Consider the following 19,396-nt stretch of genomic DNA (forward strand, 5'->3'; position numbering starts at 1 on the left):
GTGGGTGGTCGGTGGGTTCGGGGTGTCAGTCGATGCGGTAGCGGGCGAGCTTGTCCTCGTCGATGAGCGTGCCGACACCAGGCACGGTCGGAACGTGGACGCGTCCGTCGGTGATCTCGATCGGTTCGGCGATCAGATCGTCTGCCATGTCGAGGAAGTTCGAGAGTTCGGCGGGCCACCGTGAGGAATGTTCGAAGGCCGCTCCGAAGGTCACCGTCGCCGTGCTGCCGAGCTGAGTGTCGATCTGATTTCCCATGAGGACGTCGAGGCCGAGAGCCTCGGCAAAGGACAGGATCTTCTGGGATTCGGTGAACCCGGTCCGTGCGGTCTTGATCGACAGTGCGCTGGCGCCGCCCGTATGGATCTCACGGGCCGCGGCGCCGAGGTTCGGTGCCGATTCGTCGGCGACGATGGGGATGGGCGAGGAGGCGACGAGGCGGCGTCGTCCGAGGATCTCGTCGGCGTCGTCGGGTTCTTCGAAGAATCGCAGGTCGAGTCCGGCCGTGGCCTCGAGCACCTGCGCAGCTTCGGTGGCGGTCCACCCGCGGTTGGCGTCGAGATAGAGCAGCGCATCGGGCCCGAGCTGCTCTCTGAGAGCGGCGACGAGGTCGATGTCGAGAGAGACCGGACGTCGGCCGACCTTGATCTTGAACGATCGGACTCCGTACGTCTCGGTGAATCTCTGCGCTTCCTCGACGACCGCCTCGGTGGGGGCGAATCCGAGCATATGGGAGACCTCGAGCGAATCGGCGAACCCGCCGAGGAGGCGGTGCACGGGTGTGTTCAGCGCCTTGCCGATGAGGTCCCACAAGGCGATGTCGACTCCGCCCTTGGCTGTCTGGTTGCCGATCGTGCGGTGCAGCCGGGAATGGATGAGGGAGCGGTCGAACGGATCGGCGCCGATCAGAGCGGTCGAGAACACCCCGTTGACGATGCCGATGACGGATTCTTTCGTCTCGCCGTAGGTGTAGGGGCGCGGTGGGATGTCGGCGCAGCCGACGAGGCCCTCATCGGTTGCGATCCGCAGCAGCACGTGTTCGATGTGGTGGACCTCGCCGCTGGCGAACCTGAGCGGCTTGCGCATGGGAATGCGATACGGGACGGCTTCGACGCCAGTGATCTTCACGCTGGCTGCTCCTTCTCCTCGGCGGTGGGGTCGTCGATGTTCTCAGTGACGACTTCGGTGATGATCTCGATCATCCGGACGATGGTGCGGGTCTCTTCGTCTGAGCGCCAGACGACGGTCAGGTCGGTGCGCGGGGCCTCGTCGATGTTGCGGAAGCGGACTCCGGGGATGCCGAGCGCGGTGGCGGTGTGGGGGACGACCGCTGCACCGAGACCGGCGGCGACGAGCGACATCAGCGTCGAGGTCTCGGAAGCCCGGACGGAGTAGTCGGGGCGGGAGCCGGCGCGACCGAGGAATTCTGCGGTCATCTCCGACATCGTCGATTTCCCGGGATATCCCACGAGGGCGTGCTCACCGAGTTCTGCCGCGGTGATCGATCCGGGAACATCGAGCAGCGAATCCGAGGGAACCGCGAGGATGGAGGGTTCGCTGCCGATGACGCTGATGCTGATCCCCTTCGCCTGGGTGCCTCCGCGCAGCAGAGCGATGTCGATGCTGCGGTCGAGCAGACGGTCGACGAGGCGGGGAGTGACCATCTCTCCGCTGACGTTGAGCTGCAGCTTCGGGGCGGCACTGGCCGTGCGCCTGACGACCTGCGGCATGATGCCGTAGGTCGTCGAACCGGTGAAGCCCAGACGCAGCGGCCCGGTGAGTCCCGCGCCGATGAGTTGGACTTCCTTGCCGAGGGCGTCGAGATGGGCGAGCACGCGATCTGCCTCGTCGAGCAGGTGGGCCCCGGCATCGGTGAGCGACACGGAGCGGGTGGTGCGGTTGAGCAGAGTGGTTCCCAACTGCCTTTCCAGCTTGCGGATCTGCTGCGACAGATACGGCTGCGCGAGCTTGAGGCGTTCCGCGGCCCGCCCGAAGTGCCGTTCGCGTGCGACCATCGTGAAGTACTCCAACTGGCGGGTCTCGAGTTTCATCGCGCACCGACCAGCTCGGTCGCCTCCGCGGCACTGGCCATGCGGATTCCCCGAAAGTGTGCGGCATGGGCGAAGTCGTCGAGGTCGAGGCGCTCGCCGCGGTGGACGGAGATGCGCAGGGCCAGGCGCAAGACCATCTTGATGTCGCGGGCGGTGATGTCGGGGAACTCTGTGACGAGTCGGTCGAGGAGTTCGTCGCCGAGTTCCACCTCGTTGCCGGCGGCCATGATCTGCCAGATCTGACGCGCATCGTCTGCGGACGGGGCCTGGTAGTCGATGACGGCGGCGCAACGGGCCAGGATCGCTTCGTCGACGCCGTTCGTGCGGTTGGTGGTGAGGAACAGGAGCCCGTCGAAGTATTCGAGGGTGCGGAGGAACTCCGCGACGATGGCGTTCTGTGTGAGGTCGAATCCGCGTTCGAGGACGAAGACGTCGGCCTCGTCGAGCAGCAGCACCGCGTTCCAGCGCTTCGCGCGGTCGAAGATGATCTCGAGGTTCTTCCGCACGGCCTCGGGCGTGATGCCCAGCGACCCGGAGTGGATGGAGTACAGGGGTTTGCCGATGACCTCGGCGTAGACTTCCGCGGTCAGGGTCTTGCCGACTCCGGGGCGACCCTTGGCGAGGATGACGTTTCCGGCGGACTTGCCTTCGATGATGTCGCCGGTGAAGACCTCGATGTCGGTGGTCAGGATGGTCAGCAGCTCCCGCTGGTCGGGCGGTAGGACGAGTTTGTCCTGGAGAGTGGGGTCGTATTCGTAGGCGCGCAGGTCTCCGGTGTTGACGTCGAGATAGTCCTGAGCAGCGAGATCGAAGACGCGCACTGCGGTGAGAACGGGGATCGGTCCGTAATCACCGGCGTCGAAGAGCACCGAGGTGCTGACTCCGCGCAGACCGGCGATCTCGTCGGGGGCGACGTCGTTGACGACCTTGCGGCCGCTGCGCCGGTTGGCCGCACGGTGGTCATCGGTGCGGATGGCGCGTCCGGTGAATAGGTACTGGCGGCCGAATCCGTGATCGATGATCTCCTTGAAATCCGCGCGGCGTCGGGCGTATTCGTCTTTGAGTTCGGGGGATTCGCGGAAGGCTCCTGCCGCGGTGAGCGCTTCTTCCGGGGTCTTGCCGACCACCTCGGTCTCCTCGAAGTAGAGGATCCGGGGTGCCCGAGAGGGGCGTTTTACCGTGGGGTTGTCGGCTTCGAGCGTGACCTTCACGCGCGGCCCGCGCGTCTTGTCACCGTGCTCGACGTCGATGCTCACGACGAGGTACGGGTGGACATATCCGTCGGATTCGCGCAGATAGAGCCAGCCGTCGATGCGGGCGGCACGGAGGAATTCACGGAACACCTCGGCGGCCGAGGCGATGTCCGGGATGATCGGGCAATCGCCGCTGCGGCTGGAACGCACGGCGGCGACGGTGCGTTCGAAGGATTCCTCGCCGAGGATGTTCGCCCGCCTGGCGAGATCCTCCAGTGCCGCGTCGGTGAGCTCGCGGTCCGGGATGCCGATGTCCTTCGACCGCCAGTTCTGTGCCCGGGTGCGAGTCGTGAGCAGGGCGTCTGACTCGGTGGCGGCGACGACGGCGGTGGGAGCAATGAACATCGTTGTTCCTCTTTCGGGATGCGGGCGATTCGTGATCGTGGGGACAGATGGTCCGGGTCGAGGTATTGCCCATGACCTTATGCGGTTCCCATCTTGATTTAAAGGATCGAAAACGTCTCGATTAAGAAGTAGGTGTAATGAATCGAGGTGGGAATGGGTTCTGCGATGGAGAGGGGCGGGGGAGCGGTTAGATGTGATTGATTACGTCTGTGTCCGAAATGTCGGACGGAACTTGATTCGGGCCACTTCCGCAATCTGGTTCAGCCGACAGAATGGATGGTGTAGTCAGAGCCGACAGCGCAGGGGAGACCACACCTCGGCGCGACGGCGAAGCGGCAGCCAAGCATCCGCCTCGTCGGACACAGCGACAAGGAGAATCCCATGACCACCAAGCCGTCGTTCACCCAGCACGATCCGTCCCGCGTCATCCGCGCCGACCGCGGAACCGAGATCACCGCGAAGTCGTGGCAGACCGAAGCGCCCAAGCGGATGCTCATGAACAACCTCGACCCCGAAGTCGCCGAACGCCCCGAAGACCTCGTCGTCTACGGCGGCACCGGTCGCGCCGCCCGCTCCTGGGAAGCCTACGATGCGATCGTGCGGACCCTCGACGACCTCGAGGATGACGAGACCCTGCTCATCCAGTCCGGCAAGCCCGTCGGCGTCATGCGCACCCACGAATGGGCCCCACGTGTTCTCATCGCGAACTCCAACCTCGTCGGAGACTGGGCCAACTGGGAGCACTTCCGCGAACTCGAGGCCGAAGGCCTGATGATGTACGGCCAGATGACGGCCGGCTCCTGGATCTACATCGCCACCCAGGGCATCCTCCAGGGCACCTACGAGACCTTCGGCGCCATCGCCCGCAAGCGCTTCGACGGTACCCTCGCCGGAACCCTGACTATCACCGCCGGCTGCGGCGGAATGGGCGGAGCCCAGCCGCTGTCCGTGACCCTCAACGGCGGCGCCTGCCTCATCATCGACGTCGACAAGACCCGCCTCGACCGCCGCAAGGGCAAGCGCTACCTCGACGAGGTCGAAACCGACCTCGACACCGCACTGGCCAAGGTCATCGAAGCGAAGAAGAACAAGCAGGCTCTGTCGGTCGGGCTCGTCGGCAACGCCGCGGAGATCCTCCCGCTCATCCTCGACCGCCCCGAAGCTGCCGAGGTCGACATCGTCACCGATCAGACCTCGGCCCACGACCCGCTGTCCTACCTGCCGGTGGGCGTGAGCGTCGACGACTGGCACGAAGAGGCCGAGCAGGATGCGGAGAAGTTCACCATCCGTGCGGAGGAGTCCATGGCCAAGCACGTGAAGGCCATGGTCGAATTCCAGGACCGTGGTGCCGAGGTCTTCGACTATGGCAACTCGATCCGCGACGAAGCCCGCAAGGCCGGCTACGACCGTGCCTTCGAATTCCCCGGCTTCGTCCCCGCCTATATCCGCCCCCTCTTCTGCGAAGGCCTCGGACCCTTCCGCTGGGTCGCACTGTCCGGCGACCCGAAGGACATCGAGGTCACCGACAAGGCTCTCAAGGAACTCTTCCCTGACAACGAACACCTCCACACGTGGCTCGACGCGGCCAACGAATACGTCGAGTTCGAAGGCCTGCCGGCACGCATCTGCTGGCTCGGCTACAAGGAACGCCACCAGGCCGGTCTGCTGTTCAACCAGCTCGTCGCCGAAGGCAAGATCTCGGCCCCGATCGTCATCGGCCGTGACCACCTCGATTCCGGTTCCGTCGCCAGCCCCTACCGCGAGACCGAATCGATGTGTGATGGCACGGACGCCGTGGCCGACTGGCCGCTGCTCAACGCCCTGGTCAACACCTCCTCGGGTGCCACCTGGGTCTCCATCCACCATGGCGGCGGCGTCGGCATCGGCCGCTCCATCCACGCCGGACAGGTCTCCGTGGCCGACGGCACCGAGCTGGCCGCGAAGAAACTGGCACGCTTGCTCACGAACGACCCGGGCATGGGCGTCATTCGCCACGTCGACGCCGGCTACGACCGCGCCTCCGAAGTGGCCGAGGAGCGCGGTCAGCGCGTGCCGATGATCCCGGAGCTGGACAAGCGCGACGAGGAATCCGCCGCGCAGTAAGGGCGCTGAATAGCACACAAAAAGTCGAGCAGCACAGTTTCAAAACTGTGCTGCTCGACTTTTTGTGTGCCGCGGCGACTCCCCGATCGCGGAGAGTCGCCGATCGCGAGCAGTCGGCTGCGCCGCTGGAGCCTTGAGAGCCGCGCCTCTACTCGTCGAGGAAGAGGTCGAGTTCGAGGTCGTCGGGGCCGTGGCCGACCGAACCCGACCGCGACGGATCATGCGCGTAGACGGAGAGGTCTGTGTCGCCCTGAGCCTGCAGCACCTCGTCGTCGATGAAGAAATTGCCGGTGACCTTGCGCGGATCCGAGGTGAGGATCGCCCACGCCGCCTCGGCCATGATCTCGGGCTTGCGGCTGCGTGCCATGAGCTGCTCGCCGCCGAGGAGGTTGTTCACAGCGGCCGTGGCGATCGTCGTCCTCGGCCACAGGCTGTTCGCCGCGACTCCGGCTTCGCGCTGCTCTTCGGCCAGTCCGAGCGTGACCAGCGACATCCCGTACTTCGCCATCGTGTAGCCCAGGTGCCTGCCCGCCCACACGGGGTTGAGGTTGAGCGGGGGCGAGAGCGTGAGGACGTGCGCGGCGTCCGAGGCCTTCAGATGCGGCAGCGCGGTCGTGGCCAAGAGATAGGAGCCGCGTGAGTTGATCGAGTTCATGAGATCGAACTTCTTCATCGGCAGGTCCTCGACCGGGGACAGGTCGATGGCGCTGGCGTTGTTGACGACGATGTCGATCCCACCGAATGTCTCGACGGTCTTCGCGACCGAGTCCGCCACGGAGTCGTCGCTGCGGACATCACCGATGATCGGCAGGGCCCTGCCGCCGGCCGCCTCGATCTGCTCGGCGGCCGTATAGATCGTGCCTTCGAGCTTCGGATGCGGTTCCGCGGTCTTCGCCAGCAGCGCGACGTTCGCCCCGTCGCGGGCGGCACGCAGCGCGATCGCCAGACCGATTCCACGGCTGCCGCCGCTCATGAGAATCGTTCGTCCGGCCAGTGAACGTCCGGGTTCTCCCTCGCCGAGGATGCTGGCAGTGCTCATCGTCCGTCTCCTTTGTCCCTGGTTCGATGATCGAGGTGGATAGGTCGCCAGGCTACCCGTCGCTCGCCCGCGTGCCCAGACTGCCGCCTCTGCCGACTGTCCGAAATATCGGACGAATATCTGCAGGAGAGGTTCTGCCCCGCCATCGTGCGGTCCATACTGAGAGGGAATCATTCTCGATCGGAAAGGCCCGACTCGCCATGCAGCTCATCACCGGCATCAGCGAACTCGTCGTCAACGACCTCGACACGCTCGGCGAGCTGGGCGTCATCACCGATGCCGCACTGCTCATCGATGACGGTCGGATCATCTGGTCGGGATCGTCCGCTGAGGCGGACACGGCAGCAGGGAGCCACTTCGGTGATGGGGGACGCAGCCTCAACGACGATGACATCGCCAACGGGGAAGTCACCTCGGCGAATGACCTCAGCGGACTCGACACGATCGATCTCGGCGGCAAAGCCGTCATCCCCGGCTTCGTCGACAGCCACAACCACCTCATCTTCGCCGGTGACCGGTCAGAGGAATTCGCGGCTCGCATGGCCGGGCAGAAATACTCGGCCGGGGGCATCGCCACCACCGTGGCCGCCACCCGCGCCGCCAGCGAAGCCGAACTCGAAGCCAACCTCGTCCACCTGCTCGACCAGGCGAAGCGGCAGGGAACGACGACGTTCGAGATCAAATCCGGGTACGGACTGACCGTGGCCGACGAGATCCAGGCCCTCGACATCATCAACCGGCACACCGAGGAATCGACCCTCATCGCCGCGCACGTCGTCCCGCCGGAGTTCAAGGACGAGCCGGAACGCTACGTCGACCTCGTCATCGACGAGATCATCCCGGCGGCGACCGGCAAGGCGAAGTGGATCGACGTGTTCTGCGAAACCGGTGCCTTCACCGAGGATCAGACGCGGCGGATCATCGAAGCCGGCAAGTCCGCCGGCATGAAACCACGGTTGCACGCCAACCAGCTCACCGAGGGCGGGGCGCTCAAACTCGGCGCGGAACTCGGCTGCGTGTCCGTCGACCACGCCACCTTCGCCTCCGATGAGGACCTCGCCGTCCTCGCCGAGGCGGGCACCGTCGTCACCCTGCTGCCGAGCATCGAATTCTCCACCCGCCAGCCCTACCCCGACGCTCGCCGCTACGTCGATGCCGGGGTGTCGCTGGCGATCGCCACCGACTGCAATCCTGGCTCCGGGTTCTCCAACAGCATGCCTTTCGTCATCGCCATCGGCGTCCGCGACATGCACTTCACCGTCGAACAGGCGGTGTGGGCAGCGACCGCCGGAGGAGCCAACGCCCTGCAGCGCACCGACGTCGGCCACCTCGGTGTGGGAGCCCGCGCCGATCTGACCATCCTCGACGCCCCCAGCTATCGCCACCTGGCCTACCGGCCCGGTGTCCAGCTGGTCGAACGCGTCTATTCCGGCGGTGAGCTCATCGTCGACAACCGGCCCCGCGGCTGAACTTCATCCACGACTCAGACTTCACACTGACGCACTCACAGAAAGGCTCTTCATGACCACATCCATCGATCTCGACCCCGACACGCTCACCTTCGCCGAGGTGGTCGACGTTGCCCGCCACGACGCGAAGGTCTCCCTGTCCGAGGCCACCCTGGCCCGGGTGAACAAGTACCGCGAGGCCATCGACGCCCTCGCCCAGGCCGAGAAGCCCGTCTACGGAGTCTCCACCGGATTCGGGGCGCTCGCCCAGCGCCACATCCCCGCCGAGCTGCGCACCCAGCTGCAGAAATCCCTCATCCGCTCCCACGCCGCCGGCGTCGGCGAACCCGTCGAACGCGAGGTCGTGCGGGCGCTCATGCTGCTGCGCGCCCGCACCCTGGCCACGGGGCGCGCCGGCGTCCGCGCCGAAGTCCTCCAGACCTATGTCGATCTGCTCAACGCCGGTATCACCCCGGTCGTCCACGAGTACGGATCACTCGGCTGCTCCGGAGACCTCGCACCACTGTCGGCATGCGCCCTCGTCGTCATGGGTGAAGGAGTGGCCGAAGGACCCGACGGTGTGGCCGGGCCCGCCGATGAGATCCTCGCGAAGGCCGGAATCACCCCGGTCACCCTGGCCGAGAAGGAGGGCCTCGCCCTCGTCAACGGCACCGACGGCATGCTGGGCATGCTCATCATGGCGCTGACCGACCTGGAGAACCTGCTCACCGCCGTCGATGTGTCCGCGGCCATGAGCATCGAAGGACTCTTCGGCACCGACGCCGTCTTCGCCCCCGAGCTCCATTACGCGCTGCGTCCGCACGACGGTCAGGCCGCCTCGGCGGCGAACATGCTCGCCGCGCTCGCCGACTCCGGCATCACGGCCAGCCACCGCGACTCCACCCACCTCGTCCAGGACGCGTACTCGATGCGCTGCGCCCCGCAGGTCAACGGCGCCGCCCGCGACGCCGTCGCCTTCGCCACCCAGGTCGCCGAACGCGAACTGCGCGCCGCCATCGACAACCCCGTCGTACTCACCAATGGGATGGTGTCGTCAAACGGCAACTTCCACGGCGCACCCCTGGCCCATGCCTTGGACTTCCTCGCCATCGTCGCCGCCGACGTCGCCTCGATGTCCGAACGCCGCACCGACCGGATGATGGATGTCGCCCGCAACCAGAACCTCACCCCGTTCCTCGCCGATGACGCCGGCGTCGACTCCGGCCTGATGATCGCCCACTACACGCAGGCGGCCATGGTCTCCGAGGCCAAACGAGGCGCGACCCCGGCCTCGGTCGACTCGATCCCGTCCTCGGCGATGCAGGAAGACCATGTGTCCATGGGCTGGTCGGCCGCACGCAAGCTGCGCAAGGTCGTCGACAACCTCGCCTCCGTCATCGGCATCGAACTCTACGCCGCCTCCCGCGCCTGCGATATGCGTGACGCCGCACCGGCGCCGGTGACCGGAGCCGTGATCGCGGCGATCCGCGAGACCGTCCCCGGACCCGGCCCCGACCGGTTCCTCTCGCCCGAACTCGCCGAGACCATCGCGAAGGTCAAGGACGGCTCCTTGGTCGCCGCCGCCGAGTCGGTCACGCCGCTGACCCACACCGTCACCGCCGCTGCCGGAACCTGGCAGCCGGCAGACGGCGGACCGGCCGTCAACGATCCCGAGTTCACGGCGCTGGGCAACCTCGAAGCCGCCGCCGAGGCTTCGGGCACAGACGCAGCCACGACGCACGAAGACTGATACAGGGTCGGGCAGGTCGCCGACCGGCCCGACCATCGGTCCTCTGACGCCAGGCCGGCCGACCACGGGACCGACACATCACCGGCCCCGACCGATTTCGAACGGAGTGAACTGTTAATGAGCGATGTCGTCTCGCTGCTGAGCCAGATCGAGGACACCGGCCGCGACACCCGCGGTCCCGGCTACCAGCGGCCCGGATTCTCGGCCACCGAACGGGAGCTGCGCGAGTGGTTCCTCGCCGAGGCGGACCGCCGCGGCCTCGACACGGAAATCGACGCCAACGGCATCACATGGGCCTGGGCCACCCCGCAGGGTGCGAACGCCGTCGTCACCGGTTCCCATCTCGACTCCGTCCCCGGCGGAGGCGAGTTCGACGGCCCCCTCGGCGTCGCCTCGGCGCTGGCGGCCTTCGACGTGCTCAAGGCCTCCGGTGCACTCGACCAGTCCACCCGGCCCTTCGCCCTGGCCGTGTTCCCCGAAGAAGAGGGATCACGTTTCGGCGTCGCCTGCCTCGGCTCGCGGCTGCTCACCGGTGCCATCGAGGCAGACCGGGCACTCGGGCTCAAGGACGCCGCCGGTGACACCTTCGCCGACGTCGCCCGTGGCTATGGCCTCGACCCTGCACGGGTCGGGCGTGACCAGTCTCGGCTGGCCGGTATCGGTACCTTCATCGAACTCCATGTCGAACAGGGCATCGGTCTGATCAACACCGATCAGGCCGTCGCCATCGGCTCCTCGATCATCGGCCACGGGCGCTGGCACTTCGCCTTCTCCGGTCAGGGCAACCATGCCGGCACTACTCCGATGAGCCATCGCGCCGACCCGGTGGTCGCGGCCTCCCGTGTGATCGGGGATATCCCGACCCTAGCGGCCGCCACTGACGCGAGTGCCGTGGCGACTGTGGGCCGCACCCTCATCCATCCGGGCGGAACGAACGTCATCGCCTCGTCCATGAGCTTCTGGCTCGACATCCGCCACCCCGACGACGCCGTCGTCAAACAGGTGCTCGAAGCGATCAGCCGTCGCGCGCAGGACCACGGCGCCGATTCCGGGGTCGAGGTGACCATCTCGCAGGAGTCCTACTCGCCGACGACTCACTTCACCGCCGACCTCAACTCGCGCCTGACCTCGGTGCTGCCGGACGCACCGCTGCTGCCCTCGGGCGCCGGACACGACGCCGGAATCCTCGCGCCCCATGTGCCGTCGGCGATGCTCTATGTCCGCAACCCGACCGGAGTCTCCCACGCTCCCGAAGAGGCCTGCGAGGTCGACGACCAGAGGGCCGGAGTCGACGCACTCGTCAAAGTGCTCGCCCGCGAACTCGGCATCGAAGCTGCCCTGGCCGAGGCCAGCACCGGAGGTCCGTCGGCAGGAGGTGCACGATGAGCACCCGCTACTGGTGCGAATCCGCCTGGGTCGACGGAGCCGTCGCCCACGGAGTCCTGCTGAGCGCCGACGACACCGGAACGCTCACTGCCGTCGAGACCGGGATCGACACCGCACCCTCCGACGCCGAGGCGGTGCACGGGTTCATCCTGCCCGGCGGAGTCAACGCACACTCGCACGCCTTCCACCGGATGCTGCGCGGCCGCACCCACGGCGACGGCGGCACCTTCTGGACCTGGCGCGAAGTCATGTACTCCGTCGCAGCGAAACTCGACCCCCAGTCCTACGAGACCGTGGCCCGCGCCGTGTTCGCCGAGATGCTTGCCGGCGGCTACACCTCGGTGGGGGAGTTCCACTACGTCCACCACGCACAGGACGGAACGCCCTACGGCACGAATCGTCCCCGCGGGGACGCGGCGGATCCGGTCGCCGAGGCGGACGTTCACACCGAACGTCCCCGCGGGGACGCGAACGACGACGAACTGCGCGCCCACGCGATGGAACGGGCGCTGGCACGGGCGGCCACCTCGGCGGGGATCCGCATCCGACTGCTCGACACCTGCTACCTCACCGGTGCCATCGACTCCGAACTCTCGGCCGAACAGGCCCGGTTCGGCGACGGCACGATCGACGGCTACATGGACCGGCACGCGGGCCTGATCGACACCTTCGCCGACGAATTCCCCGTCAACGCCCCAGGTGAGAGCTTCGTGCACGTGGGTGCGGCGATCCATTCGATCCGCGCGGTCCCGGCCGCGAATCTGCAGCGGTTCACTGAACTGTCCGGGCCCGTGCACGTGCACCTGTCCGAACAGCCGGCCGAAAACGACGCTTCGCAGGCCGCGTACGGGGCCAGCCCGACCGAAGTGCTCGCCCGCTCGGGCGTCGTCGACGACCGGCTCTCGGCCGTCCACGCCACTCACTTGAGTGATGAGGACATCGCGCTCCTCGGCGGATCGGGCTCGACCATCGTCATGTGCCCGTGCACCGAGGCGGACCTCGCCGACGGCATCGGCCCGGCCCGTGAACTCGACGACGCCGGAGCCGTGATCTCCCTCGGCTCCGACCAGCACGTCGTCCTCGACGCCCTGCGGGAGACCCAGGGGCTCGAGGCGGGGGAGCGGCTGCGGTCAGGGCAACGCGGACGGTTCTCTCCGGCTGAACTCATCACCGCACTCACCGAAGGCGGGGCACGCAGTCTCGACCTTCCGGTCGGTGCGCTCGAGGTCGGGAAGGCGTGCGACTTCGTGGCTGTGCGCACCGACAGCATGCGCACCATGGGATCACTGGACGAGCAGATCATCCTCACGGCCAGCGCGAGCGATGTGCATCTGACCGTCACCGGTGGCCATGTCCGCGTGCGCGACGGAGTGCACACCGAACTCGGCGATATCGCCGAACTCTACGCGCAGGCCTTCGCGGTCTTGGAGATGGAGGGCTGAGTCCGTGGCTGAGGACATCGTGCGTTCGGGGAAGGGAGGCAGTCGTGGCTGAAGTTCCGGCGCTGCGGCGGGCGATCGCGATCCTGCGGCATATGGCCTCGTCGAACCGATCGATCACGGCCGGTGCCCTGGTCAGGTCGCTCGAGATCCCGCGGTCGAGCGCCTATGACATCCTCGCGGTGCTCGAGGAGCTCGGCCTCGTGGCACGCACCGAATCCGGATATGTGCTCGGAGCCGGTGTGCACGAGCTCGGGGCGTCCTATCTGCGGACGAACCCGCTGCAGCGGTTGGCGCAGCCGATCGTCCGTCAGCTCGCCGAGGATACCGCCACGACCGCGCAGCTGGCCGTCATCCGCGGGTGGGAGACGGAGTACGTGCTCAAGGAGCAGTCACTCAAATCCGTCGCGGTCATCACTGCCACCGGGGTGCGCATGCCCAGCTATCTCACGGCGACCGGGCGGGCGATCCTCGCTCAACTGCCGAAATCCGAGGTGCTGGCGATGCTGCAGTCCGAGACCGAGTTCGTCACGCGCACGGGCAAGGGACCGACCTCGGTGAAGGCGCTCAATGCCGTGCTCGCCCAGGAGCGACGGACCGGAAGCGCGATCGAACATGGCGAAGTCACGCCGGGAATCTCGACGCTCGCGGCACCGGTCTTCGATGTCTTGGGTCGCCCGATCGCGGCCATCGGCCTCTCGTTCGTCACCGAGACCCTGCCCGAGGACACCGATTCAATCGTCGATCGGGTCAAGGCTGCCGCCGCCGAGGTGACCGCCAAGCTGCGGTGAGGGTGTTCTGCCCGTTGTCGCTGACCGCTCACGTTGCCGTCGCTGTACCGAGTTATGCGGTGAGCGGTGGGCGGTAACGTGAGCGGTCGGTGAGCGTCGGGAGCGATCAGAGGTATGGGCGGGTGATGAGCTCGAGATACATTCCCGACGGGTCGAGGAAATACACTCCGCGGCCGCCGTGCTCAGTGTTCGTCTCCTGATGGCGAGTGCGCTGCGGATCAGCCCAGAAATCGAGACCGCGCTGTTTGATCATGTCAACGGCTCGGTCGAAGTGGTCGCCCGTGCAGAGGAAGGCCATGTGCACGGGAACAATGTCATATCCCGGCGGGGGAGTGGCGAACTGGAGCATGACCCCGCCGTCGAGCATGATGTTGGCGAATGGCCCCCAGGACTCGGTGTGTTCGGCCTCGAGGACATCGACATAGAACTGCGCCGAGGCGGCTGGGTCTGCCGCGGCGACGATGGTGTGGTTGAAGGTTGCTGACATGATGAAGTTTCCTTTCGATGGCTGGATTCGCGGATGCTGAGGGCGCATCGAAAGGGTGGACCGCGAGCTGTGAACTCGGGGTCCGTGGGGCTCATGTTCGGACCGGGTCACCGATCCGTGAGTGGCTGTAAGCCTGTCCGGTCATCGGCTCCAGCATAGCGCGTGGCGGGAAGCGATGGCGTGGGATTGTTTCGGGCCATCGAACCGATCACCGACCGCAGACGAGGTAGGGTGAGGGCATGCGCAATTCCGGACTCAACTGGTGGTGGCTGCTCCTCACAGCAGCCGACTGACGCATACCCGCGGGCTGCATGGCAGCCCGCAATTTCTGTGGATCCTTCTGTGCGACCCGTGCACCTCTGACCGCATCACCGCACAAACGGGAGATCACACATGGATTCCTACTCCGCCACACTCGCACGGATGCCGCAGCTTCGCAGCGAGGTTAAAACACAACCGAACAAGTACAGAATGCTCACCGGCGAGCGTCCGACCGGTCCACTTCATCTCGGGCATCTCTTCGGTTCGATCCTCGAGCGAGTCAGTCTGCAGAATCGTGGAGTCGAAACCTTCGTCGTTCTTGCCGACTATCAGGTGATCACGGACAGGGACACCTCGGCGAATGTGAAGAGCAACGTCCGCGAGGCGATCATGGACTACGTCGCGGCTGGGATCGATCCTGAGCGGACGACGATCTTCACTCATTCGGCCGTACCTGCCCTGAACCAGCTCCTTCTGCCCTTCCTCAGTCTTGTCTCGGACAGTGAACTTCGGCGCAACCCAACTGTGAAGTCAGAGCTTGCAGCCTCAGAACGCCCCCTGAGCGGACTGCTGCTGACCTATCCAGTTCACCAAGCTGCGGACATCCTCTACTGCAAGGGCAATCTGGTGCCGGTGGGGAAGGACAACCTTCCGCACGTTGAGATCACCCGCACTATCGCGCGTAGATTCAACGAACGATATGGCCCAGTCTTTCGCGAACCAGAAGCAATGCTGACGCAGACTCCCGAACTTCCTGGACTCGATGGAAGGAAGATGTCGAAGAGCTATGGAAACGCCATCTCGTTGGGAATGAGTGCTGATGAGACTGCCGCCGTCATTCGTCGGACTCAGACAGACTCTCAACGACAGATCACCTACGATCCTGAAGGGCGGCCGGGAATTTCTGCGCTCTTGGCGACGACTGCGGTCTGCACCGGCGCCGAGCCGGAAGTCATAGCTTCGGAGGTAGGAGAAAAGGGCGCGGGCGCGCTCAAAGCCTTAGCGGCAGAAGCGGTGAATGAATACCTCGCTGTCCATCGGGCGCGCCGGCGAGAACTTGAGGCGGACCCTGCGGCTGTTGAGCGAATACTTGCGGACGGAAACGAGCGGGCAAATGCCATCGCAGACGAGACGCTTGCTGGCGTCCGTGCCGCTATGGGCATGGCCTATTGAAACTTGCTGTATGCCGAACAGACCAAACCGCCGACTTCGCCGACCGCTCGAGTTACCGTCGCTGTAGCAAGTTATGCGGCGTGCGCTGGGCGGTATGTCGAGCGGTGGGCGAGGGCAGGCTGAGTCACGGCGAGCGGTCGGCGGTAACCCGAGCGGTCGGCGCGGACAGGGGGTTGCTCACCGCCGCTGGAGCAGGACCGCGACCTCGAGGTGCTTCGTGTGCGGGAACATGTCGAAGATCCGCGCCTGGGCCACCTCGTAGGCGGGCATCCGCGCGAGATCCTTTGCCAGCGACACGGGATTGCAGCTCGAATAGACAATGTGCTCGACGCCAGAGTTCTCCAACACCGCCGACAGCCGTGCACCGATCCCACGCCGAGGCGGATTGACGATCACGCAGTCCGGTCGTTCGACGCCGGCTGGGTCGGCCGGCTCCGTTGCACCGGCAGGGTCGCCCGCCCCAGCCGCTGCGGCCGAGCCAGTCACATCGACTGAGCCAGTCACATCGACTGAGTCGGTCGCCGCGGACGTTCCCGTCAGGTTCGCCTCGGCGAACTCCGTGGCATCGCCGGCGAGGAACCGAGCGTCGATGCCGAGCTCTGCGGCGCTGACCTTCGCCGACTCGATCGCCTGCTCGCTCACCTCGACCCCGGTGACCCGACGCGCGGGAGAAGCGCAGCAGAGCGCGAACCCGCCGACACCACAGTAGAGGTCCCACAGGTTCGAGGCGTCAACAGCGTCCACCCACTCGGCCACTTGGTTGTAGAGCCCGATGGCGACAGCGGTATTCGTCTGGAAGAAGCTCTGCGGCCGCAGAAGCAGGTCGACCCGATCGAGGTTCATCCGCAGCGACTCACCGCGGAGCATCTCTTCGCGGCTGCCTTCGAGCACGGCCTTATGTTCGGGCAGCAGATTCACCGACACTACGGACGCGTCCGGGACGAGGTCAAAGAACGCATCCTTCCGCGACCGCAGCACGTCGAGCCCATGCTGAGTGCGGACGACGAACCGGATCATCAGCTCACCCGACGGCGCCGCCGTGACATGGACGAACTTCAACTCCCCACGGCGAGCAGAGACGTCATAGGGCTCGAGCCCGGTGGCATCGAGAAATTCCGCGAGCACCGGGATCACCGCACGGATCGCCGGAGTCTGGATCCCGCAGTCACGCAGATCGACGCCGTCGAACTCCTGATCGAGGATGCCCAAGGTCACGTGTCCGGCCGACCCGCCGACGGCGAGCTTCGCCCGATTCCTGAAATCTCGCACCCCGCCGGCGAAGGTCGGCAGCCACACTCGCGGAGCCGCCTCGGTGAGGATCTCCCGGCACCAGGACTCCTTGTCCGTGATCTGCTGCCCGTACGGAGTCTCGATGAGCGCACAGGACCGGCATTCCCCACGCTCGAAATACCCGCACTCCAGGCGTCCGGAAACCGCCGAGGCGGGGATGAGCGGCAGGGATGTCATACCCCTATTCTAGTCGCCGCCCAGCACGGCTTGCGGCCTGCGGAAAGGGCCCGGAAAGCGTTGACCGGCATCGTCGGCACCCGTAGAATTAACGTAGCCAAATCGATTTGGCCACACCCTCGAGATGCGAAGGACCCCATGACTCAGCTGCGCAGCCTCCACCAGGCCCCGACACTGCTCGTCCCGGAGAAGGTTCTCCTGCCCGAAGGCGCGCAGACCGGCCATGCGGTGCTCGTCGACGGAGGTCGGATCATTGCCGTCGGTCCCCTCGCCGAGGTGGCCGCCCAGGCCGAATCGCTGCGGACCGACGCGAACGCCGCCGACCCTAGTCCCAGTGCCGACCGAGTCGCCACCGAGCCGGTTCGCGTCGACCTGCCCGGACGACTGCTCATGCCCGGCTTCATCGACGCCCACCACCATCTCACCCAGTCCTTCGGCAAGTCCCTCGTCTTCGGCGAACCCTCCGAGATCTTCCAACGCGTCTGGGTGCCGATGGAGTCGAACATGGACGCCGAAGCCATCGACGTCGCCACCCGCCTGGCCGCCTGGGAATCCCTGCGCGGCGGCTTCACCACCGTCACCGACGCCGGCACCCGTTCGAGCGTCGACGTCTCCGCGATCTCCGACGTCACCACCGACGTCGGCCTGCGCTGCGTGCTCGGCGTCATCTGCAATGATCTCGGCGGGGGAGTGCGCACCTCGACCGTCGCCGAGGTGGTCGCCGCCGCCGATGCCCACCTGGGCAGGTGGAACGACGCCTCCCTCGTCCACCCGTCCCTGGCCGTGTCCATTCCCGAGGTCGCCTCCGACGAGGCGCTCGTGGAGATCACACAGATGGCCCGGAACGCGGGGGTCCCCTTCCAGACTCACCTCAATGAGCACATCGTCGCCGTCGAACGCTCCCTCATTGCCGGTGGCGAACGCCCGCTCGAACGCCTCGCCCGCCTCGGCGCTCTAGGGCCCGAGCTGCTCGCCGCTCATGCCACTCTGCTCACGCCGCGGGAGATCCGACTGCTCCGCGAATCCGGCGGCGCAATCGCCTACAACCCGGTCGCCAGCTCCTGGAAGGGCAATGCCGTGGCGCCCGCACTGCTCATGCACGAGCTCGGGATGCGCATCGGACTCGGCACCGACGGCACCCGTTCGGACGCCTTCCGCCTCCTCGACGCCGCCGAGACCGCTCAGCGACTGACCGGCGGAATGGACGTCATCGACTCCTCTGCGGGAGGTGGTTGGACCTGGCTCGAACAGGGTCTGCGCGGCGGCGCCGACGCCGTCGGGCTGTCCGGGCAGATCGGCGAGATCTCACCCGGTGCCCGTGCCGACCTCCTCGTGATCAATATCGACACCCCGGAGTTCGTGCCCTCATGGGATGTGCCGTGGGAACTCGTCCGTCTGGCCAACCGCGACCAGATCGACGCGGTCATCGTCGACGGCAAGCTGCGCCTCGAACACGGCTGGCCCGTCGACTGGGACGGCCGCGAATTCCTCGAGCGTGCGAAAGACGTCTCCCGGCGGGTCGTGGAGAACTCGCCGATCACCCGCATCGACCCGAGCGCGGCCGAGCACCGGGCGAGGTGGATGGGAGAACACTCGGCCGCGTCCACGAACGGGGTGGCCGCCTTGGTGAACCCGGAATCAAGTACAGCCTCGGAGGTCAAAGGGGATGCCGCGTCGATGAGGGATGACTTCTGATGTCGATGCTCGCGTTTGCGATCATCGCCGCGGTCGTCCTCATCTCCGCATTCGTGCAGGGGTCGACGGGGATGGGATTCGCGATGATCCTCGCGCCCGTCGTGACGTTCATCGATCCGAGCCTCATCCCGGTGATGCTGCTCGTGCTGATGATCCCGCTCAACCTCTACATCGCCGCGCGCGAGCGGGAGCATATCGACTGGACCGGCGTGAAATGGATCAGCGTCGGCCGATTCGCCGGCACGTTCGCGGGTCTGTGGATCCTCGTCATCGTCAATCTCCACCAGCTCGCGCTGCTCATCGGCTGGTCGACTCTCATCGCCGCGGTCGTCGCACTGCTGGCGCCGAAATTCACGCCGAACAAGCCGGTGCTCGCGACGGTCGGGCTCGTCACCGGAGTCACGGAGACCTCGACGGGCATCGGCGGGCCGCCCTATGCGCTGGCCTATCAGCACAGTCCCGGGCCGGAGCTGCGGTCGACGGTGGCGGTGTGCTTCCTCGTCGGTGAGATCATCTCCCTCTTCGTGCTCGCCTTCAGCGGGCAGGTCTCGGCGGACACGATGATTGCGACGGCGTGGCTGCTGCCGTTCCTCGTGGTCGGTTCGTTCCTCTCCCGCTATGTCCACCACCGCCTCGAGGGGCCGGTGCTGCGCTATATCGTCCTCGGCTTCGCCATCGTCTCCGGCATCATCGTCATCGTCCAGGCCTGA

The 19,396-nt window shown here is 66.2% G+C and carries 15 protein-coding genes; 9 read left to right on the forward strand and 6 right to left on the reverse strand.

The features are described from left to right. Positions 1 to 25: 25 nt before the first annotated feature. From QYM46_RS01990 to QYM46_RS02000, 3 genes are read right to left on the reverse strand one after another with little or no spacing between them, the layout of a single operon-like run. On the reverse strand, positions 26 to 1,126 hold the full coding sequence (locus QYM46_RS01990) for a mandelate racemase/muconate lactonizing enzyme family protein (RefSeq protein ID WP_432790606.1): 1,101 nt from the start codon (positions 1,124 to 1,126) through the stop codon (positions 26 to 28). Next, positions 1,123 to 2,049, reverse strand: coding sequence for a LysR family transcriptional regulator (locus tag QYM46_RS01995; protein ID WP_432790607.1), 927 nt, complete (start codon positions 2,047 to 2,049; stop codon positions 1,123 to 1,125). The genes QYM46_RS01990 and QYM46_RS01995 overlap by 4 nt, the downstream gene beginning before the upstream one ends. Next, positions 2,046 to 3,647 (reverse strand): AAA family ATPase, encoded by a 1,602-nt coding sequence (locus QYM46_RS02000; protein ID WP_432790608.1) that lies wholly within the window; start codon positions 3,645 to 3,647, stop codon positions 2,046 to 2,048. Before QYM46_RS02000 ends, QYM46_RS01995 begins: the two co-directional genes overlap by 4 nt. A gap of 381 nt (positions 3,648 to 4,028) precedes the next feature. Between QYM46_RS02000 and hutU the strand changes: the two genes are divergently transcribed. Next, positions 4,029 to 5,750 carry a urocanate hydratase gene (hutU, locus tag QYM46_RS02005; protein ID WP_432790609.1) on the forward strand — a complete coding sequence of 574 codons (1,722 nt, stop codon included), beginning with the start codon at positions 4,029 to 4,031 and terminating at the stop codon, positions 5,748 to 5,750. Between the two features lie 148 nt (positions 5,751 to 5,898). Here hutU and QYM46_RS02010 read toward each other — a convergent pair whose 3' ends face one another. Next, on the reverse strand, positions 5,899 to 6,789 hold the full coding sequence (locus tag QYM46_RS02010) for an SDR family oxidoreductase (RefSeq protein ID WP_432790611.1): 891 nt from the start codon (positions 6,787 to 6,789) through the stop codon (positions 5,899 to 5,901). 200 nt (positions 6,790 to 6,989) lie between these two features. On the opposite strand from QYM46_RS02010, the gene hutI reads away from it, so the two are divergent. The 5 genes from hutI to QYM46_RS02035 all read left to right on the forward strand — a co-directional run bounded on the left by hutI (position 6,990) and on the right by QYM46_RS02035 (position 13,603). Further along, positions 6,990 to 8,258, forward strand: coding sequence for an imidazolonepropionase (gene hutI / locus QYM46_RS02015; protein ID WP_432790612.1), 1,269 nt, complete (start codon positions 6,990 to 6,992; stop codon positions 8,256 to 8,258). A 52-nt stretch (positions 8,259 to 8,310) separates the two neighbouring features. Further along, entirely contained in the window at positions 8,311 to 9,987 is a 1,677-nt protein-coding gene (gene hutH / locus QYM46_RS02020; protein WP_432790614.1) for a histidine ammonia-lyase, read from the forward strand. Between the two features lie 117 nt (positions 9,988 to 10,104). After that, positions 10,105 to 11,373 carry an allantoate amidohydrolase gene (locus tag QYM46_RS02025; RefSeq protein WP_432790616.1) on the forward strand — a complete coding sequence of 423 codons (1,269 nt, stop codon included), beginning with the start codon at positions 10,105 to 10,107 and terminating at the stop codon, positions 11,371 to 11,373. Then, positions 11,370 to 12,815, forward strand: coding sequence for a formimidoylglutamate deiminase (locus QYM46_RS02030; RefSeq protein ID WP_432790617.1), 1,446 nt, complete (start codon positions 11,370 to 11,372; stop codon positions 12,813 to 12,815). The genes QYM46_RS02025 and QYM46_RS02030 overlap by 4 nt, the downstream gene beginning before the upstream one ends. Before the next feature lie 44 nt (positions 12,816 to 12,859). Beyond that, positions 12,860 to 13,603, forward strand: a complete 744-nt coding sequence (locus QYM46_RS02035) for an IclR family transcriptional regulator (RefSeq protein WP_432790619.1) — start codon at positions 12,860 to 12,862, stop codon at positions 13,601 to 13,603. Between the two features lie 106 nt (positions 13,604 to 13,709). On the opposite strand, the gene QYM46_RS02040 is transcribed toward QYM46_RS02035, so the two are convergent. Next, a complete protein-coding gene (locus QYM46_RS02040) occupies positions 13,710 to 14,090 on the reverse strand; it encodes a VOC family protein (protein WP_432790621.1) in 381 nt (126 codons plus the stop codon). 393 nt (positions 14,091 to 14,483) lie between these two features. On the opposite strand from QYM46_RS02040, the gene trpS reads away from it, so the two are divergent. Further along, positions 14,484 to 15,524, forward strand: a complete 1,041-nt coding sequence (gene trpS, locus QYM46_RS02045; RefSeq protein WP_432790623.1) for a tryptophan--tRNA ligase — start codon at positions 14,484 to 14,486, stop codon at positions 15,522 to 15,524. 177 nt (positions 15,525 to 15,701) lie between these two features. Here the strand turns inward: trpS and QYM46_RS02050 are convergent, their stop codons facing one another. Then, the gene (locus QYM46_RS02050; protein ID WP_432790625.1) at positions 15,702 to 16,991 is read right to left on the reverse strand and encodes a methyltransferase domain-containing protein; all 1,290 of its coding nucleotides are present in this window, start codon (positions 16,989 to 16,991) and stop codon (positions 15,702 to 15,704) included. 138 nt (positions 16,992 to 17,129) lie between these two features. Between QYM46_RS02050 and QYM46_RS02055 the strand changes: the two genes are divergently transcribed. Together QYM46_RS02055 and QYM46_RS02060 are read left to right on the forward strand one after the other, a co-directional pair. Beyond that, complete coding sequence (locus QYM46_RS02055) at positions 17,130 to 18,686, forward strand: amidohydrolase family protein (RefSeq protein ID WP_432790627.1); 1,557 nt, start codon at positions 17,130 to 17,132, stop codon at positions 18,684 to 18,686. Beyond that, positions 18,686 to 19,396 carry a sulfite exporter TauE/SafE family protein gene (locus QYM46_RS02060; protein WP_432790629.1) on the forward strand — a complete coding sequence of 237 codons (711 nt, stop codon included), beginning with the start codon at positions 18,686 to 18,688 and terminating at the stop codon, positions 19,394 to 19,396. Before QYM46_RS02055 ends, QYM46_RS02060 begins: the two co-directional genes overlap by 1 nt.

This window comes from Brevibacterium sp. K11IcPPYGO002 (assembly GCF_050920635.1).
Lineage (GTDB): Bacteria > Actinomycetota > Actinomycetes > Actinomycetales > Brevibacteriaceae > Brevibacterium.